This window comes from Methylobacterium oryzae, assembly GCF_021398735.1.
Classification (GTDB): Bacteria; Pseudomonadota; Alphaproteobacteria; order Rhizobiales; family Beijerinckiaceae; genus Methylobacterium.
In genome coordinates, this window is record NZ_CP090349.1 from 1,098,318 (window position 1) to 1,124,962 (window position 26,645).

The window sequence follows — 26,645 nt, forward strand, 5'->3', positions numbered from 1 at the left end:
TCGGCGCGGCAGCTCAGCCGCTCAGGACAGCATTCGTGCACATTCGGCGGACCGTTGCCGACTAAAGCGCCCCGAGAATGTTGCCAGGCCGCAACATCGCGCTGGAACTGCCAAGGCAGCCGCGAATCCTCGTTGCTCGCGGAAACCCGTTCGCACATGGTGATCGTGCACGGGGGCATCGCCAAGCGAGAGCCCGCAGGAGCCTGCCACCTAAGACGCGGGCCAAACCTACAGAACGTGCGGCTAGACCCGGATAACCGGGCAGGTCCGCATCATTGGGTCTCGAAGCTTTGGAGATGTCTATGAAGCTCTTGAAGAGCTCATTGCTCGGGTCTGCTGCTGCGTTCGCGGCCGTAGGCGCAGCCCACGCCGCCGACCTCCCGGTCAAGAAGGCGGTCCCGATCGAGTACGTCCGCGTCTGCGGCGCCTACGGCGCCGGCTTCTTCTACATCCCCGGCACCGACACTTGCCTGCGTCTCTCCGGCCGCGCCCGGTTCGAGGGCGGCTACATGACCAGCTACTCGCGCCAGGGCACCAACGGCGACACGTCGGGCTACCAGGGCCGGATGCGCATCAACCTCGATGCCCGCACCCAGACCGCCTACGGCACCCTGCGCGCCTTCGTCCGCCTCGATGCCGGATCCCGCACGGGCTACTCCGGCGTCGGCACCTCCGGCACCCAGCAGCGTATCGCTCAGGCCTTCCCGGGCCTCGGCATCGACCAGTTCGGTCGCGCCCAGCAGTTCGTGAACGTCGACAAGGCCTTCATCCAGTTCGCCGGCATGACCGCCGGTCGCGCCTCGTCGTTCTTCGACTTCTACGCCCACGACTTCGAGTTCGCCGGCGCCACGCTCGGCTCCGACGTCGCCTCGACCAACCTGCTCGCCTACACGGCCACGCTCGGCAACGGCCTGTCCGCCACGATTTCGGTCGAAGATCCGGTCTTCCGCCGCAGCCCGATCTTCTCGCAGACCAACAACCCGACCGGCGCCACCGTTAACGCGACGATCCAGAACTTCGCTCAGACGGCCGCGCCCGCCGAGGTGTTCATCGGCTACACCGGCGGCGTGCCGACCCGGTACAGCTTCGTCGACGCGATCCAGCGCTCGCGCATGCCCGACTTCGTCGGCGCCCTGCGCCTCGACCAGGCCTGGGGTTCGGCTCAGGTCTCGGCCGCCGTGCACGAGCTGAACGTCGGCAACGTGCAGAACGGCGCCGGCACCGGCACCGGTTCGAACATCAGCATCCCGCACACCAGCAACTCGTACGGCTGGGCGGTCCAAGGCGGCCTGAAGATCAACACGCCGTTCATCGCGCCGGGCGACGCCCTCTACCTGCAGGGCGCCTACGGCTCCGGTGCCCAGATGTACACCGGCTACTGCGCCTTCAGCGGCTGCTACTCGCAGAACCCGGCCACCATCCAGGGGCAGAAGTTCGCGCAGTACATGAACGACGCGACGATCAACCCGTTCTCGGGCCGACTCGAGCAGTCGACGAGCTTCACTGCGACGGCCTCGTACCTCCACTACTGGACGCCGGAGTGGCGCTCGGCCTTCTTCGGGTCGTACGGTGAGATGAGCTACAGCAGCGGTGCCCGTCTGGCCCAGGGCGCGGCCTTCGCGCTCGCCAACCCGGCCGGTGCCAACTCCTTCGGCGTGAACGCCGTCGGCGTGCCGGGCACCCGGTTCTTCCAGCTCAGCGAGGCGCTGCGCGACACCTACCAGTTCGTGGCGGGCGGCAGCATCATCTGGTCGCCGGTGAAGGATCTCGATATCGGTGTCGAGGGCTTCTACACCCAGATCGGCGTCAAGAACGGCCGCGTGATCGACCGCGACAAGACCCCGACGGCCTACGCGAACGTCGCCGGCATCAACAACGGCACCTTCGTGCCGCGGACCACGACGGCGGACAGCGTGTCCACCTTCCGCTTCCGCGTCCAGCGCGACTTCTAAGCCACTCCACCGGCGCCGGGGCCTCGGCCTCCGCGCCGGTCCCCGTGCTTCAGAAACCTCAAGGCTCGGCTTCAGCCGGGCCTTTTTCGTTGTGCCGGGCCGCCCTGGATCCGTAACGCCTCCGGCCGCCAGCGCGCGGTCGGCACGCGACCCGGTGCGTTCCGCGCCGCGATCCCGCCCGCTCCCGGCCGGTCCGTTGACCGACCCATGATAGGGTCCGGCGATGCGCCGCCCCGCGCGCAGGGCGCCGCCGATGCGCGCCATCGTTCGTTCGGACCCGCTTTCCGGGCGCGCGCCGCGTCCATCGAGCCGGGCAAACGCCGCCGCGCCGTGCGACACGTGCCATCCCGCAAATGAGCCGAGCCTCCGGCCGACGCGTCGGACGGGCAGGATTCGCGCGTCGAATCGCTCGCCGGCGACCGCGTGCCGTTCGCGGGGCACCCAGGCGGTTCTGACTGCATCCGCCACGCCTGTCCGGTCAGAGACGGCCCGCACGACAGCTCCGAGTTGACTTCCGGGCCATCGCTTCTCGATTGGTGCTGGTCGTTCGAACGAGCCGATTTTATCAATATTTCATCCGCTCGGCTAACCTGATAATATATAGATATACTGAGTAATTATCTCCGATTTTGCATTATTGGATAACATTTTGTTGCGTACGCGCAACGTTCATATGCAGGATTGAAGATAAATCCGAATCTTTGTTGCACGCGGTGGTGCCGCTGCACATCGTCGCCGGGCAAATGGGCCTCAAAACCGCCGTGGCGAGCGAAAACATGCCAATGATCTGCGAACAAATCGTGGATTATATTTGGTGTGTCCGGTCTCGCTCATCCGTTTGCGAGAATTGAGCTTGAAATTCCGGAGACATCGATGACATTACTGAGATCATCGCTGCTGGCGACTGCCGCCGCGTTCGCGACAATGGGCGCTGCGCACGCCGCCGACCTGCCGGTCAAGAAGGCTGTCCCGGTCGAGTACGTCCGCGTCTGCGGCGCGTACGGCGCCGGCTTCTTCTACATCCCCGGCACCGACACCTGCCTGCGCATCTCGGGCCGCGCCCGGTACGAGGGCGGGTACATGACGGCGTCGACGCGGCAGGCCGGCACCAACGCCGGCGACAGCGCGGGCTATCAGGCGCGTCTGCGCATCAACCTCGATGCCCGCACGCAGACCGCTTACGGCACCCTGCGCGCCTTCGTCCGCCTCGATGCGGGATCCCGCACCGGCTACGCGCGCTCGGGGACGCAGGCGCGCATCGGGCAGGCCTACGACGCCACCGGCGTCGACCAGGCCGGGCATGCGCAGCAGTTCATGAACGTCGATAAGGCGTTCATCCAGTTCGCCGGCCTGACCGCCGGTCGCGCCTCGTCGTTCTTCGACTTCTACGCCCACGACTTCGAGATCTACGGCGCGACCGCGGGCTCGGACGTCTCCTCCACCAACCTCCTCGCCTACACGGTGACGGCCGGCGCCGGGCTGTCGGCCACGCTGTCGGTCGAGGACCCGGTCTTCCGGCGCAGCCCGATCTACGCGCCGGCCGGCACCGCGTCGCCGGTCAGCCCGGTCTTCGTCGGCTACTTCAGAGGCGCACCGATCGGGGTCAGCGGCGTCGACAGCATCCAGCGCGAGCGGCTGCCCGATGTCGTCGGCGTCCTGCGCGTCGATCAGGGCTGGGGCTCGGCGCAGGTCTCCGCCGCGGTTCACGAGCTGAACGTCGGCAACATCGCGGCGACGCCCGCGGCGGGCGCCAATGTCAGCGTCGCGCACACCAGGAGCGTCGAGGGCTGGGCGGTGCAGGGCGGCCTGAAGATCAACGCCCCCTTCGTCGCGCCGGGGGACGCCCTCTATCTCCAGAGCGCCTACGCCGACGGCGCGCAGATGTATACGGGATACTGCGCCTTCACCGGCTGCTACACGCAGCTCAACAACGGCTTCCAGGGCCAGAAGATCTACCAGAGCTTCTCGGACGCGACGGTCAACCCCTTCACCGACCAGTTGCAGACATCGCAATCCTTCTCGGCGGTCGCGTCGTTCCTGCATTACTGGACGCCGGAATGGCGCTCGGCGGTCTTCGGCGCCTACGGAGAACAGGACTTCTCCCGCAACGCGCGCCTCGCACAGGGCGCGCTCTACAACGTCCTGAGCTTCAACGGCGCCGCCAATCTCGGCTCCAACGCGGTCGGCGCGCCCGGAACCCGCTTCTACCAGTTGAGCCAAGCGCTGCGCGACACCTATCAGTTCGTCGCGGGCGGCAGCATCATCTGGTCGCCCGTGCGCGACCTCGATATCGGCGTCGAGGCCTTCTACACCCAGATCGGCGTGAAGCACGGTCGCGCGATCGACTCCGACAAGAGTCCCACCGCCTACGCCAACGTCGCCGGCATCAACAGCGGCACGTTCGTCCCGCGCACCGTGACGCAGGACTCGGTCTCGCAGGTCCGCTTCCGCGTCCAGCGCGACTTCTGATCGACGATCCCGGCGGCGGGGCCTCAGTCCCGTCGCCTGTCCCCGTCCGATGCCGTCATGGCCCGGTCGGCCGCTTGGCCAATTCTCTGAGCTGTGATCACGACGGAGACGGGATCTTAATCCCGGCCGACGGGACAGGTCGCGTCCTTTGTTCCCTGGATCGCGTTGCCGCCCTTCATCCGCGCTGATACGCCGGATGTCACTTTATTGCCGCCGATCGTGCGCGATCCGATGGATCGCGGCCCGGCGCGCGGTCGCGAGGGCGCGGCGAAGCGGCCCGCGAGCGGTCAGAGATCCGGGGGGACGCCATGACCAGCACCGTTTCACCGAGCCCGATCCCGTCGCCGGCGGAGGGCCGGGCCGAGGACGGGCGCGCGGCCCGGTTCTGGCCGGACGTCTGGTGGCGGCTGATCGACTTCAAGATCGGCATCATACCGCTCCCGATCTTCGTCGTGCTGGCGATCCTGCTCACCGTCCTGGTCCAGGAGGGCGAGATCAAGCCCGACGGGCCGACCATGATCGCCGTGCTGGTGATGGGCGGCTTCACCTGCGCGGAGATCGGCAAGCGGATCCCGATCCTGAAGAACATCGGAGCCGGGGCGATCTTCGCGACCTTCATCCCCTCGGCGCTGGTCTACTACGCCCTGGTGCCGCCGCAGATGGTCAAGGCGATCACCGATTTCACCAAGTTCACCAACTTCCTCTACATCTACATCGCCACGATCATCGTCGGCTCGATCCTCGGGATGGACCGCGAGGTCCTGATCAAGGGTTTCCTCAAGATCTTCGCGCCGCTCGCCCTCGGCTCGGTGGCGGCGGCCCTGGTCGGGACGCTGGTCGGCACGCTCCTCGGCCTCGGCCCCTACAAGACCTTCTTCTTCATCGTCGTGCCGATCATGGCGGGTGGCGTCGGCGAGGGGGCGATCCCGCTCTCCATCGGCTACGCGGCGATCCTGGGGATGCAGCAGGGCGTGGTCTTCGCCCAGGTGCTGCCGCCGGTGATGCTGGGCTCCCTGACCGCGATCATCCTGTCGGGCACGCTCAACTCCGTCGGCAAGCGCTACCCGCACCTCACCGGCGAGGGCCGCCTCCAGCCCGATTCGGACGGCATCAAGTCGAGCGACGCCCAGGCCAAGGCCGAGGCGGCCAAGGGCCAGATCGATCCCGCCACGATCGGTGCGGCCGGGCTCACGGCGATCACCCTCTACCTGCTCGGCGTCATGGCCCACCACCTCGTCGGCCTGCCGGCGCCGGTGGCGATGCTGTTCCTCGCCGTCCTGGCGAAGCTCGCCAGCGCGGTGTCGCCCCATCTCCAGGCCGGCGGCTTCGTGGTCTACAAGTTCGTCCAGATCTCGATGACCTACCCGCTGCTCTTCGCCATCGGCGTCGCGCTGACGCCCTGGCACGAGCTGATGGCGGCCTTCACTCTGGTGAACCTGATCACGATCGTGTCGACCGTCGTGACCCTGATGACGGTCGGCTTCTTCGTCGGCCGCTGGCTCGGCATGTACCCGATCGAGACCGCCATCGTGAACGCCTGCCACAGCGGCCAGGGCGGCACCGGCGACGTGGCGATCCTCACGGCGGCGAACCGCATGGCCCTGATGCCCTTCGCGCAGATCGCCACCCGCATCGGCGGCGCGCTGACGGTGACCGGCACGATCGTCGCCATGAAGTGGATCGGTGCCTGACGGGCACCCGGAAAGGACGTCGTCATGGCCGGTGATCCCGGGGCCGTCGGGGCCACGCTCAAGTCGCGGATCGGCGCGATCCTCCGCTCGACGAGCGGCAACTTCCTGGAGATGTTCGATTTCTTCCTGTTCGGGTTCTACGCCACCTACATCGCGCGGGCGTTCTTCCCCTCGGGCAACGAGACCACCGAGCTGCTCCTGACCTTCGGCACCTTCTGGCTCGGGGCGCTGATGCGGCCGCTCGGGGCGATCGTGCTCGGCGCCTATATCGACCGGATCGGCCGCCGGAAGGGCCTGATCATCACCCTCGCCATCATGGCGAGCGGCACGGTGCTCATCGCCTTCTGCCCGAGCTACGACACGATCGGGGTCGCGGCCCCGCTGATCGTGCTGGCCGGGCGCCTGCTGCAGGGCTTCTCGGCGGGCGTCGAGATCGGCGGCGTCTCCATCTACCTGTTCGAGATCGCCACGCCGGGCCGGCGCGGCTTCTACACGTCGTTCCAGTCGGCGAGTCAGCAGGTGGCGATCATGTTCGCCGCCCTGATCGGCTACGGGCTGAACGCGTTCCTGACCAAGCAGCAGCTCGGCGATTTCGGCTGGCGCATCCCGTTCTTCATCGGCTGCCTGATCGTGCCGTTCATCTTCTTCATCAGGCGGTCGCTCCAGGAGACGCAGGAATTCGCCAAGCGGACCCGCCACCCGACCACCCGCGAGATCCTGACCACGGTGGCCGCCAACTGGCGGATCGTGCTGCTCGGCATGATGCTGACCACGATGACGACGGTGACGTTCTACATGATCACCGTCTACACCCCGACTTTCGGCAAGAACGTCCTCAAGCTCACCGAGACCGACAGCCTGATCGTGACGCTGTTCGTGGCGATCACCAACTTCGTCTGGCTGCCCGTGGGCGGAGCGCTGTCGGACGCCATCGGCCGCAAGCCGGTGCTGCTGACGATCTCGACCCTGTCGCTGCTGACGACCTACCCGGCGCTGCACTGGCTCGTGGCCGACCCGACCTTCGGCAAGATGCTCGCCGTCGAGCTGTGGTTCTCGTTCTTCTTCGGTGTCTACAACGGCGCGATGGTGGTCTCGCTCTCGGAGGTCGTGCCGGCCCATGTCCGCGCCAGCGGCTTCTCGCTGGCCTACAGCCTCGCCACCGCGCTGTTCGGCACGGCGACGCCCATGGTCTCGACCTTCCTGATCGAGAAGACCGGCGACCGGGCGGCGCCGAGCTACTGGCTGATGGCGGCGGCCGCCTGCGGCATCGTCGCGACGCTCGCCCTGTTCCGCGGCCGGCCCAGTCTGGAGCGCGTGCCGGCCCACGCCTGAGGGTCGGGGGCCCTCAGCTCTCCTGCCAGATCCGGATCCGCGCCTTGAAGGCGGCGCGGATATGGGCCCGGGCCGCGGCCTCGGCGGCATCCCCGTCGTGGGCCCGGATCGCTGCCACGATCGCCGCGTGCTCGGCGAGCGATTCCGCGGCGCGGTCGGGCGCCGCCAGCGTGGTGGCGCCCGGGAGCAGCACCAGCGACAGGCGCATCGTCTCCAGCGTGCCCTGCAGGAAGCGGTTGCGCGCCGCCCCGTGGATCTGGCGGTGGAACAGCCGGTTGGTCCGTGCCAGCGCGGGCGCGTCGCCGAGCAGCGTCCGGTCCCGGGCGACCATCTCCTCCAGGATCTCGGTCTCGACCGTGCTGGCGTGGATCGCCGCGAGGCGCGCGGCCGTCCCCTCCAGCACCTCGCGCAGGTCGTAGAGCTCGCTCACCTGCCCGTAATCGAGCTGCGCCACGCTGGCGCCCCGGTGCGGCTCGTGGGCGACGAGTCCCTGCGCCTCCAGCCGGCCGAGCGCCTCGCGGACCGGCGTGCGGCTGATCTGGAACCGCTCGGCGAGCTCCGCCTCGCGCAGGCGGCTGCCAGGGGCGAGCTCGCCCTCCTCGATCGCCCGCAGCAGCCGCTCGTAGGCGCCGGCGCCGCTGGAGCGCTCCGCTTCGCTGGCCTTCATGTCCGGCTCTCCTCGGCTCGGCCATAGCGCGAAAGCGTGACGCCTGAAACGCTTGCGAAGAATTGCATGCAAACGTATACAATGCTTCGAGAGCAGCTGTTGGAGAGGAGGCAGGCATGCAGCGTCCGGACGATGCGCCGTGGGATGTGGTGGTGGTCGGCTCGGGCAACGCCGCCATGAGCGCCGGCCTCGCCGCCCTGGAGCGCGGCGCCTCGGTGCTGATGATCGAGAAGGCCGAGCGGGACCTCGCCGGCGGCAACACCGCCTACACGGCCGGGGCCATGCGCTTCGTCTACGCGGGCAACGACGACCTGATCCCGCTGCTGGTCGATCCCGAGGACCCGCGCCTGCCGCGGACCGATTTCGGTGCCTACACGGCACAGAAATTCGAGGCGGACCTGCTCGGCTTCAACGACGGGCGGCCGCTCTCGCGCGAGCAGCGCATCCTGATCGACGAGAGCGGCGCGGCCCTGCGCTGGCTGGCGACGCAGGGGGTGAAGTTCGAGCCGATCTACTCCCGTCAATCGTTCGAGAAGGACGGGCGCTTCGTGTTCTGGGGCGGCCTGACGCTCGCCACCCACGACGAGGGCTTCGGCCTCGCCCGGGCCGAGCTGGAGGCCTTCACCCGGGCCGGCGGCGAGATCCGCTACGGCTGCCCGGCCCGGGGCCTGATCGTGGAGGACGGGCGCGTCGTCGGCGTGGAGACGCCGCAGGGTCCGGTCCGGGCGACGTCCGTGGTGCTGGCCTGCGGCGGCTTCGAGGCGAACGCTGCCCTCCGGACACGCTTCATCGGCGAGGGCTGGGACAAGGCCCGGGTGCGCGGCACGCCCCACAACCAGGGCGACGGGCTCCAGATGGCGCTCGACCTCGGCGCGAAGGCCCACGGCTTCTACGGTGGCTGCCACGCCACGCCGATGGACCTGCACACCCCCGATTACGGCAACCTCGAGCTGCCGCATGGCGAGCGCAAGCACTACCGGAAGATCTGCTACTTCCTGGGCCTCATGCTGAACGCGGACGGCGAGCGATTCGTCGACGAGGGCAAGAATTTCCGCAACTACACCTACGCCCAGTTTGGCCGCTCGATCATGGAGCAGCCCGGGCACGTGGCGTGGCAGATCTTCGACGCCAAGGTAGATCACCTGCTCTACAGCGAGTACCGGTTCCACGACGCGCACTTCGTCGAGGCCGACACCTTGGACGGGCTCCTCGACAAGCTCGAGGGCATCGACCGCGCGGCGGCGCGGCGGACCATCGCGGCGTTCAACGCCGCCGTGGACGAGAGCGTGCCCTTCGACCCGACCGTGAAGGACGGGCGCGGCACGAAGGGGCTCGCCCTGCCGAAGTCGAACTGGGCGCAGAGGATCGAGACCGGGCCGTTCAAGGCCTACCCGGTCACGGGCGGCATCACCTTCACCTACGGCGGCGTCGAGGTCGGCGACGACGGCGGCGTGAAGCGCGCGGACGGCGGCGCGATTCCCGGCCTCTATGCCTGCGGCGAGATGGTCGGTGGCGTGTTCTTCAACGGCTATCCCGGCGGCTCGGGGCTGACCTCCGGCGTCGTGTTCGGCCGCCGCGCCGGCTACGGCGCCGCCGCGAGGGCGAAGGGCTGAGGTCAGCGGCGGAGCGCGACCGAACTCCTCCGATGCGGGGAGGGAAGCCGCGCGATCGTTCCCCAGCGGCCCATCGTCCCCTGTCCGCCGCCCCGGCGCGGGCGTAGAAGCCCAGCCATGCCCGCCCGACAGGCCGTTTTCACCATCTCCCGCGGCGTCCCGTTCCTGCCGACGCTCGCCGAGGCGCTGCTCTCCGGCCGCCTCGTCGGGCCGGTGGCGGACGATCCGCTGGCGCGCGCCTCCGTCACGATCTACCTGCCGACCCGCCGCGCGGCCCGGGCGCTCGGCGCGATCCTGGCCGAGAGGCTCGGCCGGGACGCGCCCGGCCAGGCGACGCTGCTGCCGCGGATGGTGCCGCTCGGCGAGGCCGACGAGGCCGAGCTCGACCTCGCCGCCGAGCCGCTGCTGGAGGAGAACGCCGATCCCCTGAGCATCCCGATGCCGCCGCTGGAGCGCCGGCTGATCCTGGCCCGCCTCGTCCAGGCCTGGGCCAGGACCGTCGACCGGACGCTGCTGCCGCTGGACGCCGAGGTGCCGTTCCTGGTGCCGTCCTCCCCCGCCGACGCGGTCGGGCTCGCCGGCGATCTCGAGCGCCTGATGGACGCGCTCACCGTCGAGGGCCTGCCCTGGTCGGAGATCGGCGCGGCCGTCGAGGCCGAGTATTCCCGCTACTTCGGCCTGACCCTCGACTTCGTGAAGATCGCCGCCGAGAACTGGCCGAAGCTCCTGGCCGAGCGGGGCCTCGCCGATCCGGTCGCCCGCGCCCGCGGGCTCGTGCTCGCCGAGGAGCGGCGCCTGTCGCGCGGCGCGACGCTGGACCCGGTGATCGTCGCCGGCTCGCTGGGCTCCGTCCCCGCCACGGCCCGGCTCATCGCCGCCGTGGCCAAGCTGCCCCACGGCGCCGTGGTCCTGCCCGGGCTCGATCTCGACCTCGACGCGGCCGGCTGGGACGGCATCGACACCGGCGAGGGTTTTTCCCGCGTGATCGCGCACGGCCATCCGCAGGCGGTGCTGCACCGGTTGCTCGGACCGGAGAACCTCAACCTCGACCGCGCCGAGGTCGTCGCCCTCGGCGAGCCCGACCCCGGCCAGGCGGCGCGAGCCGCGCTCCTGTCGCAGGCCCTGCGGCCGGCCGATACCACCGACGCGTGGGCCGCCCTCGACCCGGCCGAGCGCGACACCGTCGCCCGCCTCGGCCTCGAGGGGCTCGCGCTCGCCGAAGCGGCCGACGAGCGCGAGGAGGCGCTGGTCGCGGCGCTGGCGCTGCGCGAGACCCTGCAGACCCCCGGTGCGACTGCGGCGCTCATCACGCCCGACCGCGGGCTCGCCGGCCGGGTCGCCGTCGAGCTGCTGCGCTGGGGCATCGTGGCCGAGGATTCCGCCGGGCTGTCCCTGGCCGTGAGCCCGGCCGGGCGGCTCGCCCGGCTCGCGGCGGAACTCGCCGCCGACCTCGCCCGCGATCAGGCCGACGCGATCCCGGCCCGGCTGATCGCGCTGCTCTCCCATCCGATGGTCCATCTCGGTCTGCCGCGTCCCGACGTGGTCCGGGGCGCGGCCGCCCTGGAGATCGGATTGCTGCGCGGTCCGGTCCCGGCCCCGGGCTTCGACGGCCTGCGCAAGGCCCTCGCCGCCGAGCGCGCCGGGCCGCCCGAGCACCGGCCCCGGGCCAAACGCCGCCTGAAGGACGTCGACTGGGAGCTGGCCGCGAACCTGCTGGACCGGCTCGATCTGGTGTTCCGGGATTTCCCGGGACCGGACGGGGCGGGGGAATGCGACCTCGTCACCACCGCCGCGGGTCACCGTGAGGCGTGCGACCGGCTGATCGCCGGGCCGGAGGACGGTCCCCCGGTCGAGACGGACGGATCCCTGTCCTGCCTCGACGCCCTGTTCGACGACCTGGAGATGGCGGAGCCCGGCCTGATGCCGGGGCGGTTCGACGACTACGCCACCTTCTTCACGTCGCTCGCCCGGGAGCGCAAAGTCGCCTGCTCGGGCGACGCGCCGCATCCGCGCCTGCGCATCCTCGGGTTGCTGGAGGCGCGCCTCCTGTCGGTGGATCGCGTGGTGCTCGGCGGGCTGGACGAGGGCGTCTGGCCGGTGCGCACGCTGACCGACTCGTTCCTCAACCGGCCGATGCGCGAGCGGGTCGGCCTCAACCCGCCCGAGCGGCGGATCGGGCAGATGGCCCACGACTTCGTGCAGGCGCTCGGCTGCCGCGACGCGGTGATCACCCGCGCGCTGAAGCGGGAGGGCGCCCCGACCGTGCCGTCGCGCCTGATCCAGCGCCTGCGCGCGCTCTCGGGCGACGCCCGCTGGGACGCCGTCCTGCACGCGGGGCGCCGGCTCGCGGGCCTCGCCGCGCGGCTCGACGCGGCGCCGCCGGAGCCGCGGCTGAAGCGCCCCGCGCCGAAGCCGGACCCGGCGCTGTTCCCGCGCTCGCTCAGCGTCACCGAGATCGAGACGCTGGTGCGCGATCCCTACAGCATCTTCGCCCGCCACGTGCTCGGACTGGACCCGCTCGATCCGCTGGCGGCGGCGCCGGGCGTCGCCACCCGCGGCTCCCTGGTGCACGACGTCTTCGCGGAATTCGCCAGTCGCCATCCCAAGGACCTGCCGCCGGACTTCGCGGAGCGGCTGCTGAACTTCGCGGTGAACGCCTTCGGCGACATCGAGGCGGAGTACCCGAACCTCTACGCCGAGTGGTGGCCGCGCTACGAACGCATGGCTTCGGCCTATCTGGACTGGGAGGCGCGGCGCCGGCCCGGCCTGACCCGGGTCTACCCGGAGGTCTCCGGGCGCTGGGCGATCCCGATGGGGCGCGAGACCTTCACGCTGCGCGCCCGGGCCGACCGGATCGAGCTGCGGCCGGACGGCACCGCCTGCATCGTCGATTACAAGACCGGGACGCCGCCCTCGGGCAAGATGATCTTCTCCGGGTTCTCGCCGCAGCTCACCCTGGAGGCGGCGATGCTGATGCACGGCGCCTTCGCGGATCTGCCGGCCGTGACGACGACGCCGGACCTGCTCTACGTCCACGCCTCGGGCGGCCGGAAGCCCTTCGTCCCGATCCCGGTGAAGCCGCCCCGGGGCGAGGAGCGCGGCGTGGAGGCGATCGTGGCCGAGCACGCCGCGCGGCTCCGGGGGCTGGTGGCCCGGTTCATGACCGGCGAGGCGGCCTACACGGCGCGGCCCTACCCGCAATATGCCAGCCGGTACGGCGCCTACGACCACCTCGCCCGGGTGCTCGAGTGGTCGCTCGCCGGGGACGAGGGCGGGGAGTGACCCCGCCCGGGCCCTCATCCTGAGGTGCCGAAGCGCAGCGGAGGTCTCGAGGAAGCCTCCCGATATCGCCGCGGTTCCGGGGGACTTCTTCGAGGCGACTGCGCCGCACTTGAGGATGAGGTGACCCGGTGGGAGGCGCGTCCTCCGCGCCTCAGAAGAACGCCTGCAGCCCCGTCTGGGCCCGGCCCAGGATCAGGGCGTGGACGTCGTGGGTGCCTTCGTAGGTGTTCACCGTCTCGAGGTTCTGGGCGTGGCGCATCACGTGGTACTCGCCCATGATGCCGTTGCCGCCGTGCATGTCGCGGGCGGTGCGGGCGATGTCCAGCGCCTTGCCGCAATTGTTGCGCTTGACCAGCGAGATCATCTCGGGCGCCATCTTGCCCTCGTCCATCAGCCGCCCGACGCGGAGCGAGGCCTGGAGGCCCAGCGCGATCTCGGTCTGCATGTCGGCGAGCTTCTTCTGGACGAGCTGGGTCTGCGCCAGGGGCCGGCCGAACTGCTTGCGCTCCAGCGTGTAGGTGCGGGCGCGGTGCCAGCAATCCTCTGCGGCGCCCATCGCGCCCCACGAGATGCCGTAGCGCGCCCGGTTGAGGCAGCCGAACGGCCCCTTCAGCCCCGAGACGTTCGGCAGCAGCGCGTCCTCGCCGACCTCGACGCCCTCCATGACGATCTCGCCGGTGGTGGAGGCGCGCAGGGATAGCTTGCCCTTCAGCGTCGGGGCGGACAGGCCCTTCATGCCCTTCTCGAGGACGAAGCCGCGGATCGCGCCCTCGTGGGCCTCGGACTTCGCCCAGACCACGAAGACGTCCGCGAAGGGGGCGTTCGAGATCCACATCTTGGCGCCGGAGATCCGGTAGCCGCCGTCGATCTTCTCGGCCTTGGTCTTCATGCCGGCCGGGTCCGAGCCGGCATCCGGCTCGGTGAGGCCGAAGCAGCCGATCCACTCGCCCGAGGCGAGCTTCGGCAGGAACTTCTGGCGCTGCTCCTCGGAGCCATAGGCGTGGATCGGGTACATCACGAGGGAGGATTGGACGCTCATCATCGAGCGGTAGCCGGAATCCACCGCCTCGACCGCCCGCGCCACGAGCCCGTAGGCCACGTAGGAGGCGCCCGCGCAGCCGTACTCCTCCGGGAGCGTCACGCCGAGCAGGCCGAGCTCGCCCATCTTGCGGAACAGGCCGGGATCGGTCTTCTCGGTGGCGTAAGCCTCCACGATCCCGGGCAGCAGCTGCTCCTGCGCGAAGCTCTGGGCGACGTCGCGGATCGCCCGCTCGTCCTCGGTGAGCTGATCCTCCAGCAGGAAGGGATCGTCCCAGACGAAGCGGGCCGAGGCCGGGGCCGACGGGGAGGCGCTGCCCGGAGGGCGCATCGGAGCGTTCATCGAGATTCCTCGCCTGCAGGGTGGCGCGGGTCTTCGCGGCCCGCGCGCTTGACCCTACCCTAGACCCGCGCGCCGCCCGGTCCAACGCGCGCGGTGACGCCGGGGCGCCGCCGTCACGCCCGGCCGAGGAGCATCAGCCAGAGCAGCGTGGTGAGCGGCGCCAGCAGCGTCGAGACCAAGACCGAGGCCGCGACCATGCCGGTCTCGGTCCGGTAGCGCGCCGCCAGCAGGTAGGCGTTGATCCCCACCGGCATGGCGGCGAACAGGGTCGCGACGCCCGCGTAGGCGGCCGGCATCGCGAAGACGTGGAAGGCCAGGACCCAGACCGCCAGCGGGTGCAGGAGGTTCTTCAGGAGCGCGATCACGAGCGCACCCTTGAGGTCGAACAGCACCCGGTAGCGCTTCAGGCCGGCGCCCAGCGCCACCAGGGCGCAGGTGGAGGCCGTGCCGGCGAAGGCGTCGATCAGCGACTGGGCGATGCCGACCGGCGCGAGGCCGAGGGCCTTCATGGCCATGCCGATCAGCAGCGCCACGAAGATCGGGTTGCGCAGCAGCACCAGGGCGAGCCCGCGGATCCGCGCCAGGACCGGCAGGCCGGAATCGGACTCGATCAGGAAAGTGGCGCTGCCCATCATCAGGGGCAGGTGGACGGCCAGCAGCATGAACAGCGGGAAGGCGCCCTCCTCGCCGTAGGCCTGGAGGATCATCGGGACGCCCACGAACACCGTGTTCGACTGGCTCGCCGCGAAGCCGTGGAGGATCGCACCCCGGCGCTCGATCCCGGCCCGCCGCCGGGCGATCAGCGTGCCGACGGACCACGAGATCGCCGCGCCGCCGAAATACGCGACCCAGTAGGACCACGCGATGGTCCCGCTCATCCCGGGCTTGGTCAGCGTGGCGATGATCAGCGCCGGGACGGCGACGGCGAAGACGTATTCCGACAGCCCGTCGCTGACCTTGTCGGAGAGGAGCCCCGCGAGGGCGGCGGCCCAGCCGATCAGGACGATCCCGAAGATCGGGGCGATGATGGCGAGGGCGTTCACGGGGCCGGCGGGAGCGGGGGCTGGTGCGCGGGGGGAGGACTCGGCCCATAGCACGCCCGCGCGCCGCGTCGCGCCCCGTCGGAAGCTGTGCTGGCATGCCGGACGAGAGGGGGGAGAATCACCGCGCCGCCGAGCGCGCCCGGGTCGCCGCGGCGGTGCGGGCCCTCATCGCGGGCACCCAATAACGCGCCGGCCGCGAGACCGTCGACCTCCCCTCCGTCACCAAGGCCGACAGCGGCGCGTGACGGCGCCCGCGCCGCCTACTTGTTCTCCAGCACCTGGATCGGATCCGTGCGCTGGCTCGCGGGCGGTTCCTTGGTCAGGTTGGCGCCGCCCTCCCGCTGCACCTTGACGTCCTTCGGCGCACCCGGCCCGCCCACCGCGCGGCCGCCCTCGGCGCTCTGGGTCGGCACCGTGCCGGACGCCAGTTCCAGGCAGGTCACCATCTCGACGTAGGAGGGGAAGCCGCCCGCCTTGAATTGGTTCTGGCACTGGCTCTTCGCGGCGGGCGTGTAACTGCTCCAGTGGCGCTCAGCCTCCTTCTTGGCATCGCGCTCGGAGCGGATGCAGCCGTCGTAATTCGCCTTGTCGCTGATGCTCGTGTTGGCGACCTGAGCCGACCGGCAGGTCCGCTCGACGTCGAGATCGGGCACCGCGTCGGCCCGGGCGGAGGCCGGCGCGAGCGCCAGCATGAGCAGCGCGAAGGTGCCGGGGACCAACGTGCGGGAACGGGTCGTCATGTCGTCAGACTCGCGATCTGTGGCGGTTCGCGCCGCCGGAACTGCCGGCACAACGCGCCAGGAGCCGGTTCGGCACCAAGCGCCCGCGACGATCAGCCCGCGTGGGCGCCGCGCAGGGCCTGGTCGAGATCGCCGTACAGGTCGTCCGTGTCCTCGATGCCGGTGGACAGGCGCAGCAGGTCCGGCGGGCAGGGGCTGCCCGGGCCTTCCACCGAGGCGCGGTGCTCGATGAGGCTCTCGACGCCGCCGAGCGAGGTCGCCCGCTTCCAGAGCCGCACCCGCGCCGCCGTGGCGATGGCGCCGGCCTCGCCGCCGGCGACCCGGATCGACAGCATGAAGCCGAACCCGTCCCGCATCTGCCGGCAGGCGACCGCGTGGCCGGGATCGTCCGGAAGGCCCGGGTAGAGGACGCGGGTCACGTGCGGGTGCCCGCTCAGGCGCCCGGCGAGGCGCAGGGCGCCCGCCGCCTGCGCGGCCGCCCGCAGGTGCAGGGTCCGGAGCGAGCGCATCAGCAGGTAGGCCTCGAACGGCCCGAGGATGCCGCCGCTACCGGCGCGGATCCCCCGGATCCGTTCCCAGAACGCGTCGGCCCGCGCGCCCGCCAGCACGCCCGCCACCACGTCGGAATGGCCGTTGAGGATCTTGGTGGCCGAGTGCATCACGATGTCGGCGCCGAGTTCCAGGGGCCGCGTGTGCACCGGCGAGGCGGCCGTGGAATCCACGGCCAGCCGCGCCCCCGCCGCGTGGGCGATCTCGGCCGCCGCGGCGATGTCGGTGACCGTCCAGAGCGGGTTGCCGGGGGTCTCGATCCAGACGAGCTTGGTCCGGCCGGGCTCGATCACGGCGCGCAGGGCGTCCGCATCGTCCGTGTCCACGAAACTCAGTGTGAGGCCGCGCCGGGGCGCCTCCTCGCGCAGCCAGCGCTTCAGCGCCCAGTACATGACCGTGCCGGCGACCACGTGGTCGCCGGGCTCCAGCGCGCCGAACACCGCGGTCGCCGCCGCCATCCCCGAGCCGAACAGCAGCGCGCCGGCGGCGGCGCCCTCCAGCATCGCCAGGACCGACTCCGCCTCGCGCACCGTGGCGTTGTCCGGCCGCGCGTAGCTGTAGCCGGAGCTGTAGCCGTTGTCGGGATCGCGGATGAAGGTGGTGGCGACGTGGAGCGGCATCACCACCGCCCGCGTCTCCGGCTCGATCCGCCCCATGGCCTGGGCGGCGAGGCTCCGGCGCGTGTATTCCGGCTCGGCGTCGCTCCGGGTATCCGACGGACCCTGCGGCGCGTAAGGCTGTGACATCTGGCGATTCTCGGCGGATGGAGACGGGCGCGTGCCACGGCGCGCGGGTGCCGGCAAGCCGCGCCACATGCCGGGCCACATGCCGCGCCACATGCCGCGCCACATGCCGCGCCCCGTGGAGACAGACGATCATGACCGCCGCCACACAGGTCCCCGAGGGATCGCCCCTGCCGCGCTGGCTGCGCCTCGCCGCCGCGATCCTGCCCGTCGCGGCCACGGCCGCCGTCGGCTCGGTGTCGACCCAGGCGGAGATCCCGGGCTGGTACGCGAGCCTGAACAAGCCGGCCTTCAACCCGCCGAACTGGGTGTTCCCGGTCGCCTGGACGATCCTCTACACGATGATCGCGGTCTCGCTCTGGCGCCTGCTCGGCGCCATGCCGCGCACGGGACCGAGCCGCCAGGGCTGGTGGCTCGCCCTCGCGGCGTTCGTGGTGCAGATCGCGCTCAACGCCGCCTGGACGCCGGTCTTCTTCACCGCCCACGCGATCGGCGCCGGCCTGATCGTCGTCGCGATGCTGCTGGTGATGGTGCTCTGGACGATCCGGCTGACCTGGCGGTTCGACCGGCTCGCGGCGTGGCTCCTCGTCCCCTACACGGCCTGGGTCGCCTTCGCGACGCTCCTCAACGCCGCGATCCTGCGGATGAACTGATTTCCAATTCCGGTTCGGTTTCCTTCCGTCATCGCGAGCGAAGCGACCCAGTGCAGCGTTACCTCGGTCGGCGTGGCGCAACTGGATTGCTTCGCTGCGCTCGCAAGGACGGTCAGGGCAATCCGGACGCCGTCAGGCGTACGGATCAGTGCAGGTCCTTCGTGAACGCCGCGAAGGCGCGCGGATCTCAGGACACGTGCTCGGGCTTCTCCTCGCCGGCCGGCTTGCCGTCGTCGCGCGCGCGGTGCAGCAGGAAGATCGCGAACACCATCGTGAGGATCAGCCCCGCCAGCACGCCGAGCTCGATCATCGAGGCCTGGAACAGCGCCTGCTTCTCCGGCGACCAGTCCTTGGCGTGCATGATCTCCGACGATTGCAGGGTGATCACCAGAACCCGCCGGATCGAGGCGATCAGCCCGACGATCAGGAACGGCTCGCAGGTCAGCGTCCCCGACCGCATCGAGACCCGGACCGTGTGCAGGATCTCGATCAGCATCAGCAGGAACAGCAGCCGGTCGATCACCTCCAGGATCTGCTGCGCGCCGCCGAGCGCCCGCATCGCCTCCCAGGTCATCCCGGCGGCCTCGATCAGCGCCACGAGGGCGGTGAGCGCCAGCAGGATGCCGAGGGCCGCGTAGATCGCGTGCTCGGTGTGCAGGAAGATCGCGCTGGCGACCTTCGTCAGGCGTCCCTGGTCTTCTGAGTGTTCCGACATCATTCCCCCCTGGAATGCGCCGAGACGATCAGCTTCCGGACCGCGCGTCCAGCCCGGCGACGCTTGTGCTCGATCGATCGGGATCGGGGGTGGCGTTACGTCGCTGCCGGCGGCCGGGGCCGCTCAGTGGAAGAACGGCAGGGCGTGCGGCGCGAGGTAGCCGAAGCCGAGCAGCGCCGCCCCGGCGAGGCCCAGGAAGCCGCCGGCGAAGACCAGCAGGCTGATCCCGGTGATGACCTCGGCCGAGGCCAGCACGATCCCGATCTGGAAGGCCGCCGAGGCCAGCTCGTAGTGGTGGTAGCGCAGCAGCGCGAGGTCGCGCCGGCCCTCCGAGGCGCGGGCCTTCTCGGACAGCTCCTTGCGGCCCTCGCCGGTCGACGGCTCTGAATCCCAGCGTGCCAGCGTCTTCGACCACTCGGCGCGCTTGGCGGCGATGGCCTCCTGGTTCGGTCCCGGGGGCACCAGCGCCAGGGCCTCGTCGGCGGTCTTGAGCACCGTCGCGCGGATCGTGCGGGCCTGGAAATAGGCCCACTGGTTCGCGGCCTCGACGTTGGCGCCGATCGAATCCGTCTGGGACGCCTTGCCCAGTGTCTCGCTGAACGCGAGGAACAGCGCCAGCACCGAGATCAGCAGCGCCACGCGCTTGTTCGACCCCTCGACCGCCCCGTGACCACCCGACATCGTCTCGCTCGTCTCCGTTGATTCGGCGGGGCCGAGTCACAGCCCATCGCGGCGCGCGACGCAATCCGCGACACCGATCCGGCACCCGCTCTCCGCGCCGACCCGCTCTACTCCGCGGCGATCCGCGGCGGCGGCGGGTGCCCGTCATTGGCCGGATGGGCCGGATCGAAGACGGAGGCATCCTCCGGATCGTCGCGCTCGCCGATGAAGCGGCCGAACAGCCGCGTCAGCAGGCGGGACAGGTCGTCCATCAGCACGAAGATTGCCGGCACGAAGACGAGCGACAGCACCGTCGAGACGATCAGGCCGCCGATCACCGCCACCGCCATGGGCGAGCGGAACTCGCCGCCGATTCCGTAGGCCATCGCGGAGGGGACCATGCCGGCCGCCATGGCGATGGTGGTCATCACGATCGGCCGGGCGCGCTTGCGGCCGGCATCGACGATCGCGACGTTCCGGTCGACGCCGGCGCGGATCTGCTCGACGGCGAAATCCACCAGCATGATGGCGTTCTTGGTCACGACGCCCATCAGCATCAGGATGCCGATCACCACCGGCATCGAGATCGGCATGTGGCAGATCAGGAGCGCCAGGATCGCGCCGCCGATGGAGAGCGGCAGCGAGAACAGGATGGTCAGCGGCTGCAGGAAGTTGCCGAACAGCAGGATCAGCACGCCGAAGACCATCATCAGGCCGGCGCCCATGGCCAGCGCGAATCCCTCGAAGACCTCGCCCATCACCTCGGCGTCGCCGGTCTGGCTGATCGTGACGCCGGGCGGCAGGTTCTTGGCGGTCGGCAGGTTCATCACCTGGCCGATCAGCGCGGCGAGCGCGTCGGTGCCCTGCATGTCGCCCTCGAGCGCGACGCGCACGGCGCGGTCGTAGCGGTCGATGCCGGTCGGGCCCTGGCCGAGGCTGATGTCGGCCACGGTCGCGAGCGGCACGGCCGTCCCGCCCTTCACCGGCACCTTCAGGGTCTCGAGGTCGGAGAGCCGGCCGCGCACGCTCTCGGGGAGCTGCACGCGGATCGGGATCTGCCGGTCCGTGGCGTTGAACTTGGCGAGGTTCATGCCGATGTCGCCGATCGTCCCGACCCGCACGGTCTCGGCGATGGTGTCGGTGCTGACGCCGAGATCGGCCGCCACGGCGGGCTTCGGCCGGATCCGGACCTCGGTCCGGTCGAGGGGGGCCGTCGACATGACGTTGACGAGGTGCGGGACCTGCTGGGCCTCGCGCTGGAGCTTGGCCGCCGTCTCGGCCACCACGGCCTTGTCGGGGCCGGCGATGATCAGCGCGAGGTCGCGCTGGCCGCCCTCGCGCAGGGCCCAGAAGCGCAGGTCCGGCTCCTCCCGGAGGATCGCCGCGACCTCGGCGTCGATCTGCTTCTGCGTCTTGTCGCGGCTGTTCTTCGGCGTGAGGTTGATGGTGAGGCTCGCGAGGCGCACCTCCTTCTTGGCCGGCAGCTGGCGGCCGCCGTCCACGAACACGCTCTTCACCTCGGGCAGCGCGCGGATCTTCTCCTCGATGCGGTCGGTGACCCGGACCGTGTCCTGGAGCCGGGCGCCCGGCGGCAGCTCGACCACGAACAGGGTGCGGGCCTGGTCCTCCGCCGGCAGGAAGCCCGCGGGCAGCAGGCCCGTGGAGGCGATGGAGCCGGCGAAGCACGCGAGGCCGAGCACCAGCGTGATGAACTTGTGCCGGACCGACCACGCCACGAGGCGGGTGTAGCCGCGCATGACGACGCCGTCCCGCTCGTGGTCCGGCCCGTGGTCGCGCAGGAAGTAGGCGGCGAGCAGCGGCGTGATCAGGCGCGCCACGAGCAGCGACATGAACACCGCGGCCGCGATGGTCAGGCCGAACTGCTTGAAGTACTGGCCGGCGATGCCGCCCATGAACGACACCGGCGAGAAGATCGCGATGATCGTCGCGGTGATGGCGATGACCGCGAGGCCGATCTCGTCCGCGGCCTCGAGCGACGCGCGGTAGGGCGATTTCCCCATCCGCATGTGCCGGACGATGTTCTCGATCTCCACGATCGCGTCGTCCACCAGGATGCCGGTGACGAGCGTGATCGCCAGCAGGCTGACGGCGTTGAGCGAGAAGCCCAGGGCGCTCATCACCCAGAAGGTCGGCAGCACCGAGAGCGGCAGCGCCACCGCGGCGATCAGGGTCGCGCGCCAGTCGCGCAGGAACAGCAGCACCACCACGACGGCGAGGAGGGCCCCCTCGATCAGGCCCATCATGGCCGAGTGGTAGTTGCCGATCGTGTTGACGACGCTGGTGTCGATCAGGTCGAACCGCACGTTGGGATTGGCCGCGTGCAGCGCCGCGATCTTCTTGGCGACGCCCACCGACACGTCGGCGTCGCTGGCGCCGCTGGCGCGGGAGATCGCGAAGGCGACCACCGGCTCGCCATTGAAGCGCGCGAAGGTGCGGGGCTCCTCGGCGGTGTCCGATAGGGTCGCGAGCTCGTCGAGGCGGACCTTGCGGTTGCCCGGCACCACGATGGAGGTCTTGGCGAGCGTCTCGAGACTCGCCGAGGCGGCCAGCGCTCGGATGGACTGCTCCTGGCCGCCGACCTCGGCCCGGCCGCCGGCCATGTCGGCCGAGGTCAGGCGCAGCTGCCGGTTCACGTCCGCGGCGGTGATGCCCAGCGCCAGCAGGCGGTCGGGCTTCAGGGTGACGCGGATCTCGCGGGCGACGCCGCCGAGGCGCTCGACGCCGCCGACGCCCTTCACGCTCTGCAAGCCCCGGGCGACGACGTCGTCCACGAACCACGACAGGTCCTCGGGCGTCATGGCGGGTGCTGAGGCGCCGTAGACCATGATCGGCAGGCCGGCGATCTCCACGCGCGAGACGATCGGCTCGTCGATCGTCCGCGGCAGGTTCTGGCGGATCTTGGCGATCGCGTCCTTGACGTCGTTGGTCGCCCGATCCTGGTTCACCTCCAGGCGGAACTCGATCGTGGTGGTGGAGGTGCCCTCCGTGATCGTCGAGAGGATGTGCTTGACGCCCTTCACGCCGGCGACCGAATCCTCGACCCACTTGGTGACCTGGGTCTGAAGCTCGGCGGGCGCGGCGCCCGACTGGGTGATCGTCACCGAGACGATCGGGATGTCGATGTTGGGGAACCGGGTGATCGGCAGCGCGCGGAAGCTCACCAGCCCGAGGATCATCAGGACCAGGAACAGGACCACCGAGGGCAGGGGCCTTCGGATCGCCCAGGCGGAGACGTTGAGGCGCATGGCCGGATCCTTCGACTCGTCCTACCGCGGGGCCGCGTCGGCGATCGGCGTGCTGGTGGGCGCCGGCACGGGGCGCACCCGGTCGCCGTCGCGCAGGAAGCTCCCCGCGCGGGCCACGACGCTCTCGCCGGCCGCGACGCCGGAGCGGAGCTCGGTGAAGCCGTCGGCCGAGAGCCCCGCGGCCACGGGCCGCGCCTCGACGCGCCCGTCCTTCACCACGAGGACGCTGGCGCGGCCGTCGGCCGCGTAGAGCAGGCTGGAGACCGGCACGGCGACGCCGGTGCGGCGCGCGATCTCGACGTTGCCGCGCGCGAAGGCGCCGATGCGCAGGGCCGGATCGTCGCCGAGGCGGATGCGCACCTTGCCGAGCCGCGTGGCCCGGTCGACCTCCGGGTAGACCCGGCGAACCTTGCCGGCGAGGCGGCGGCCGTCATCGAGGTCGAGGCTCGCCGGGTTGCCGACGTGGATGCGCGCCAGCGACGTCTCCGGCACCTCGCCTTCCAACTCGATCTCGCCCCGGGCGATCAGCCGGAACAGCGGCTCGCCCACCGCGGTGGCTGTGGCGCCGATCCGGGCGGTGCGGCGATTGACGATGCCGGCCTCCGGCGCCCGGATATCGGTGCGGGCACGCCGCAGGGCGATCTCGGCGCCGGCCGCCCGGGCGGTGGCGAGGTCGGCCTGGGCCGATTGCAGGCCGCCCCTGGCGGCGGCGAGGCGCCCTTCCGCCCCCTGCGCCGCCGAGACGCGCTGTTCCAGCACGGCCGCGGTTGCGTTCCCGGTCTTGGCGAGCGCCTGGGCCCGCTCCAGCGACTGCTTGGCTTCGACGTTGGCCGCCTCCGCCTGGACGATCTGGCTCTGGGCCTGGACGATGGCCGCCTCGGCCCGGGCGATCGCCGCGGCGTTCGAGGCCTCCTGGGTGACGATCATCTCCAGCGACAGCTTGGCGAGAACCTGTCCCTTGGTGACGCGGTCGCCCTCCTCGACGAGGAGATCGGTGATGCGCAGGCCCTCGACCTCCGGGGAGACGAGGATCTCGTCGCGTGGGACCAGCGTGCCGGTAACGACCGCCCGCTCGACGATCTCGCGGTTCTCGGCCGGGACCACGGTGACGGCGGGCGCGATGGCGGCCGCGTCGGGAACGGCGGCGGTCTCGACGGCCCTGGCCGGCGCCCCGGCGAGGATCGCGAGCCCGCACAGGAGAGTGAGGCGGGGCGCGCGCCAACGGACGGAGTTCACGACGGGGGCCTCGCAATCGGCGCTGGACTGGTATTGCCTCTCCCTCGCTGGGCAGGTCGGCGTTTTCATGGCGAGCCACTCCACCGGAGGTCGAGCATAGCGCCATCCGGCGGGGCCGTCGCCGGGCCTCGCGCCGCAGGTGATCGGGGCGGCCGGAGCGCGGCCGTTCACGGCGCTCAACCTGCAACCAGCCACGAATAGCGACGTTAATAGGCCGATGGTCTTCTCGGGACCGGGGAGGGGTCGATGAGCATTTTCCAGATTAGGCAGACGAAGAGCGGCGCGGTGCTCTGGACGGGGGCGGCCGACGACGAGCAGACGGCCCTCGACGCCATGGCGCGCGAGGCGGGCTATCGCGACTTCTCGTCCCTGCCGGACACGATCCGCGCCGACGGGATCGAGGCCGCGAAGCTCGACCTGATCTCCTGAGTCCGGACATGAGTGCGGACTGAGGCACCCGCGCCGGCGCGGCGACCGCCCGCTCCGTCGCGGCCCGGCCGTTCAGAGATCCGCGATCAGGGTCTGGATCGTCGCGGCGCAGGTCCGGACCGCGTCCGGGTCGTGCAGGCCGCCGATCACCGATGGGTCGATGGCGCGGGCCGCCGCGATGAGGCCAGGCCACGCCGCGGCCGAGGGCCAGCCGGGATGAACGATCGCGGCCCCGAGCCGGGCCAGAGCCTCAGCCTTCTCGGTCTGCTCCCCGTAGGCACGCTCCTCCGGGAGGCAGACGAAACGCTTCCGCTGCGCGGCCGCCAGGGCGACCACGCCGTCGCCGCCGCCGCCCACCAGCAAAGCCGCCCGGGCGACCCGCGCCTCGACGTCCGGGACCCAGCCGTGCAGGTGCAGGTTGCCGGGGACGGCGCCCGAGCCTGATACCGGTCCCAACACGTGCCACGGCCGGTCCGGCACCGCCCGCGCGGCCGCGGCGAGATCCCCGAGGTCGCCCCCCGCGCCGCCGCGGCCGAACACGACCACGATCTCGCGTCCCGCCTCGATCGGGGCCTGCGCCGGCGCGCCCAGGAAGCCCGCGTAGAGCGTCTTGGCCCGGACCCAGTCCGGCACGGCCGCGCCGTCGAGCGCCGCGGGGAAGGGGGCCAGCAGCCGCGTCGCGCCGCGGAAGGCCTCCAGATGCGGCCGGTCGGTCCGCGTCCCCGCGAGCCGCACCACCAGGGTCGGCACCGACAGGAGGCGCGCCAGGAGCGCCACCTCCACCGAGACGTCGACGACCAGGAGGGCCGGCTCGGCCCGCTCCGCCCAGGCGGCGATGCGCGCCATCCGCGCGCGGACCCCCGGATGGTTGAGCGGCGCGTAGTGCAGGGCCTCGGGCCGCCCGGTCGCGCCGTCCCGGCCGTCGAAGGCTCCGTCGCCGAGGGGGCGGTCGTCGGGCAGGTCGACGATGTCGAGGCCGGCGGTGTCGAACCCGGCCAGCGTCCCGAGGATCGTGCAGGGCCGGTCCAGGGCGCGGGCGACGGCCCGGGCCCGCTGGAGATGGCCGGCGCCCTGGTGATGGACGTACCAGCCGATGCCCCGGGTCACGCGGCGTCCCTCAGGGACGACGCGAGGGCGTCGAGATCGGCGACCGCCTGGTCGAGGGCGCAGTCCCGCGCCGGCGGGCTGCGCGACTCGAGGATCCGGTCGGCCCGCTCCACGAAGGCGATGTCGTTCGGGCAGGCCCCGACGGCGGCGAGGTCGTCGGCGTCGAGACCGAGCCGTGCGCAGGCCGCGGCGCGGGCCTGCGGGTCGAGGTGGAAGGCCCGGCGCAGGGCCGCGCGGCGCAGGATCAGCGCCTGCCAGTGCGCGGCCTCCGGCAGCAGGTAGGCCTCCCCGTCGAGGACGCGGGTCCGGCGCAGCATCTCGGTGGCCATGCCGCCCGAGACCCGCCCCTGGTGGCGGGACGAGACCAGCACCTGCACGTCCGGGCAGTGGCGCAGGCGCGCGCCGTTGGCGCGCAGCAGCCCGACGAGGGCGTTGTCCTCGCCGCAGGGCAGCGCCGGCAGCCCGCCGACCGCCCGGTACAGGATCGCGGGAACGGCGAGGCTCGCGCCGGTATGGTCGCCGTGACGGGGGGCGGGATCGTAGGGCGGCGGGTCGAGCAGATCCTCCAGGCGTCGGACGCCGGACCAGTAGCGCTCGATGCGCGCGTGCAGGTCCGTCAGGGCGGGGTCCGGCGTGCCGTCGTCGTCGATCACCAGCCGGCCACCGACGATGTCGGCGGCCTCCAGCGCGCGGAGGTTGGCCGCGACCCACTCGGCCGGCAGGCGGGCATCCGCGTCGGTGGTGAGGAGGATGCCGTCCGGCTCCCCGTCCGCCTCCAGCCACTCGGCCCCGGCATCGAGCGCCATGCGCCGCGCCGTGCCGACATGGGCGTCCGCGCCGCCGAGCTCGACCGCGATCAGCCGGAGGGTCAGGGTCGCGAGGATGCCCGAGGCCTCAACGTCCCGCACCGCCTGGACGGTCCCGTCCGTGCAGTTGTTGGCCAGCACCACGACGCGCAGGGGCGCCCGCGCCGAGACGCCGTTCTGCGCGGCCAGGGAGGCGAGCAGGCGCGGCAGGCGCTCGGCCTCGTTCCGGGCGGGGATGCAGACGACGCAGGGCGGTGGGGCCGGATGGTCGGCGTCGGTGGTCATGGCAGGTCTCCCGTGGCACCCTCGTG

General features: G+C 71.2%; 19 protein-coding genes. 8 read left to right on the forward strand and 11 right to left on the reverse strand.

The features are described 5' to 3' along the window. The first annotated feature begins 302 nt into the window (after positions 1 to 302). From LXM90_RS05285 to LXM90_RS05300, 4 genes are all read left to right on the forward strand, one after another. Positions 303 to 1,952: a porin gene (locus tag LXM90_RS05285; RefSeq protein WP_234081958.1), complete on the forward strand. Its 1,650-nt coding sequence runs from the start codon at positions 303 to 305 to the stop codon at positions 1,950 to 1,952. An 873-nt stretch (positions 1,953 to 2,825) separates the two neighbouring features. After that, a complete protein-coding gene (locus LXM90_RS05290) occupies positions 2,826 to 4,421 on the forward strand; it encodes a porin (protein WP_234081960.1) in 1,596 nt (531 codons plus the stop codon). A 308-nt stretch (positions 4,422 to 4,729) separates the two neighbouring features. Next, a complete protein-coding gene (locus tag LXM90_RS05295) occupies positions 4,730 to 6,112 on the forward strand; it encodes a 2-hydroxycarboxylate transporter family protein (protein ID WP_091926519.1) in 1,383 nt (460 codons plus the stop codon). Between the two features lie 24 nt (positions 6,113 to 6,136). Beyond that, positions 6,137 to 7,444, forward strand: coding sequence for an MFS transporter (locus LXM90_RS05300; RefSeq protein WP_056531485.1), 1,308 nt, complete (start codon positions 6,137 to 6,139; stop codon positions 7,442 to 7,444). A 13-nt stretch (positions 7,445 to 7,457) separates the two neighbouring features. On the opposite strand, the gene LXM90_RS05305 is transcribed toward LXM90_RS05300, so the two are convergent. After that, entirely contained in the window at positions 7,458 to 8,111 is a 654-nt protein-coding gene (locus LXM90_RS05305; protein WP_056531487.1) for a GntR family transcriptional regulator, read from the reverse strand. A 116-nt stretch (positions 8,112 to 8,227) separates the two neighbouring features. Between LXM90_RS05305 and tcuA the strand changes: the two genes are divergently transcribed. Continuing rightward, positions 8,228 to 9,724, forward strand: coding sequence for an FAD-dependent tricarballylate dehydrogenase TcuA (tcuA, locus tag LXM90_RS05310; RefSeq protein ID WP_234081961.1), 1,497 nt, complete (start codon positions 8,228 to 8,230; stop codon positions 9,722 to 9,724). 117 nt (positions 9,725 to 9,841) lie between these two features. Further along, positions 9,842 to 13,006, forward strand: coding sequence for a double-strand break repair protein AddB (gene addB, locus LXM90_RS05315; RefSeq protein ID WP_020090798.1), 3,165 nt, complete (start codon positions 9,842 to 9,844; stop codon positions 13,004 to 13,006). A gap of 151 nt (positions 13,007 to 13,157) precedes the next feature. Here the strand turns inward: addB and LXM90_RS05320 are convergent, their stop codons facing one another. From LXM90_RS05320 to LXM90_RS05335, 4 genes are all read right to left on the reverse strand, one after another. Then, entirely contained in the window at positions 13,158 to 14,387 is a 1,230-nt protein-coding gene (locus LXM90_RS05320; protein WP_020090797.1) for an acyl-CoA dehydrogenase, read from the reverse strand. Between the two features lie 113 nt (positions 14,388 to 14,500). Continuing rightward, positions 14,501 to 15,430, reverse strand: a complete 930-nt coding sequence (locus LXM90_RS05325; protein ID WP_020090796.1) for an AEC family transporter — start codon at positions 15,428 to 15,430, stop codon at positions 14,501 to 14,503. Positions 15,431 to 15,690: 260 nt separating this feature from the next. After that, positions 15,691 to 16,170: a hypothetical protein gene (locus LXM90_RS05330; protein ID WP_020090794.1), complete on the reverse strand. Its 480-nt coding sequence runs from the start codon at positions 16,168 to 16,170 to the stop codon at positions 15,691 to 15,693. 92 nt (positions 16,171 to 16,262) lie between these two features. After that, complete coding sequence (locus LXM90_RS05335) at positions 16,263 to 17,465, reverse strand: trans-sulfuration enzyme family protein (protein ID WP_020090793.1); 1,203 nt, start codon at positions 17,463 to 17,465, stop codon at positions 16,263 to 16,265. Positions 17,466 to 17,596: 131 nt separating this feature from the next. Between LXM90_RS05335 and LXM90_RS05340 the strand changes: the two genes are divergently transcribed. After that, the gene (locus tag LXM90_RS05340; RefSeq protein WP_020090792.1) at positions 17,597 to 18,115 is read left to right on the forward strand and encodes a TspO/MBR family protein; all 519 of its coding nucleotides are present in this window, start codon (positions 17,597 to 17,599) and stop codon (positions 18,113 to 18,115) included. Between the two features lie 187 nt (positions 18,116 to 18,302). On the opposite strand, the gene LXM90_RS05345 is transcribed toward LXM90_RS05340, so the two are convergent. From LXM90_RS05345 to LXM90_RS05360, 4 genes are all read right to left on the reverse strand, one after another. Then, on the reverse strand, positions 18,303 to 18,830 hold the full coding sequence (locus tag LXM90_RS05345) for a phosphate-starvation-inducible PsiE family protein (protein ID WP_043712027.1): 528 nt from the start codon (positions 18,828 to 18,830) through the stop codon (positions 18,303 to 18,305). 123 nt (positions 18,831 to 18,953) lie between these two features. After that, the gene (locus LXM90_RS05350; RefSeq protein ID WP_020090790.1) at positions 18,954 to 19,511 is read right to left on the reverse strand and encodes a DUF4337 domain-containing protein; all 558 of its coding nucleotides are present in this window, start codon (positions 19,509 to 19,511) and stop codon (positions 18,954 to 18,956) included. Positions 19,512 to 19,618: 107 nt separating this feature from the next. Then, a complete protein-coding gene (locus LXM90_RS05355; protein WP_020090789.1) occupies positions 19,619 to 22,756 on the reverse strand; it encodes an efflux RND transporter permease subunit in 3,138 nt (1,045 codons plus the stop codon). A 21-nt stretch (positions 22,757 to 22,777) separates the two neighbouring features. Beyond that, a complete protein-coding gene (locus LXM90_RS05360) occupies positions 22,778 to 24,061 on the reverse strand; it encodes an efflux RND transporter periplasmic adaptor subunit (protein WP_081636434.1) in 1,284 nt (427 codons plus the stop codon). A gap of 177 nt (positions 24,062 to 24,238) precedes the next feature. Between LXM90_RS05360 and LXM90_RS05365 the strand changes: the two genes are divergently transcribed. Then, positions 24,239 to 24,421: a hypothetical protein gene (locus LXM90_RS05365; RefSeq protein WP_020090787.1), complete on the forward strand. Its 183-nt coding sequence runs from the start codon at positions 24,239 to 24,241 to the stop codon at positions 24,419 to 24,421. Between the two features lie 72 nt (positions 24,422 to 24,493). Here LXM90_RS05365 and LXM90_RS05370 read toward each other — a convergent pair whose 3' ends face one another. Both LXM90_RS05370 and LXM90_RS05375 read right to left on the reverse strand, forming a co-directional pair. Next, complete coding sequence (locus tag LXM90_RS05370; protein WP_020090786.1) at positions 24,494 to 25,528, reverse strand: glycosyl transferase; 1,035 nt, start codon at positions 25,526 to 25,528, stop codon at positions 24,494 to 24,496. Next, positions 25,525 to 26,619 (reverse strand): glycosyltransferase, encoded by a 1,095-nt coding sequence (locus LXM90_RS05375; protein WP_020090785.1) that lies wholly within the window; start codon positions 26,617 to 26,619, stop codon positions 25,525 to 25,527. Before LXM90_RS05375 ends, LXM90_RS05370 begins: the two co-directional genes overlap by 4 nt. Between the last annotated feature and the right edge of the window lie 26 nt (positions 26,620 to 26,645).

Coding starts and splice junctions, on each gene's coding strand:
- LXM90_RS05365 (WP_020090787.1), top strand. CDS start 24,239: ATGAGCATTTTCCAGATTAGGCAGACGAAGAGCGGCGCGGTGCTCTGG.
- LXM90_RS05345 (WP_043712027.1), bottom strand. CDS start 18,830: ATGTCGGAACACTCAGAAGACCAGGGACGCCTGACGAAGGTCGCCAGC.
- tcuA (WP_234081961.1), top strand. CDS start 8,228: ATGCAGCGTCCGGACGATGCGCCGTGGGATGTGGTGGTGGTCGGCTCG.
- addB (WP_020090798.1), top strand. CDS start 9,842: ATGCCCGCCCGACAGGCCGTTTTCACCATCTCCCGCGGCGTCCCGTTC.
- LXM90_RS05290 (WP_234081960.1), top strand. CDS start 2,826: ATGACATTACTGAGATCATCGCTGCTGGCGACTGCCGCCGCGTTCGCG.
- LXM90_RS05350 (WP_020090790.1), bottom strand. CDS start 19,511: ATGTCGGGTGGTCACGGGGCGGTCGAGGGGTCGAACAAGCGCGTGGCG.
- LXM90_RS05360 (WP_081636434.1), bottom strand. CDS start 24,061: ATGAAAACGCCGACCTGCCCAGCGAGGGAGAGGCAATACCAGTCCAGC.
- LXM90_RS05285 (WP_234081958.1), top strand. CDS start 303: ATGAAGCTCTTGAAGAGCTCATTGCTCGGGTCTGCTGCTGCGTTCGCG.
- LXM90_RS05305 (WP_056531487.1), bottom strand. CDS start 8,111: ATGAAGGCCAGCGAAGCGGAGCGCTCCAGCGGCGCCGGCGCCTACGAG.
- LXM90_RS05335 (WP_020090793.1), bottom strand. CDS start 17,465: ATGTCACAGCCTTACGCGCCGCAGGGTCCGTCGGATACCCGGAGCGAC.
- LXM90_RS05295 (WP_091926519.1), top strand. CDS start 4,730: ATGACCAGCACCGTTTCACCGAGCCCGATCCCGTCGCCGGCGGAGGGC.
- LXM90_RS05340 (WP_020090792.1), top strand. CDS start 17,597: ATGACCGCCGCCACACAGGTCCCCGAGGGATCGCCCCTGCCGCGCTGG.
- LXM90_RS05330 (WP_020090794.1), bottom strand. CDS start 16,170: ATGACGACCCGTTCCCGCACGTTGGTCCCCGGCACCTTCGCGCTGCTC.
- LXM90_RS05320 (WP_020090797.1), bottom strand. CDS start 14,387: ATGAACGCTCCGATGCGCCCTCCGGGCAGCGCCTCCCCGTCGGCCCCG.
- LXM90_RS05375 (WP_020090785.1), bottom strand. CDS start 26,619: ATGACCACCGACGCCGACCATCCGGCCCCACCGCCCTGCGTCGTCTGC.
- LXM90_RS05355 (WP_020090789.1), bottom strand. CDS start 22,756: ATGCGCCTCAACGTCTCCGCCTGGGCGATCCGAAGGCCCCTGCCCTCG.
- LXM90_RS05300 (WP_056531485.1), top strand. CDS start 6,137: ATGGCCGGTGATCCCGGGGCCGTCGGGGCCACGCTCAAGTCGCGGATC.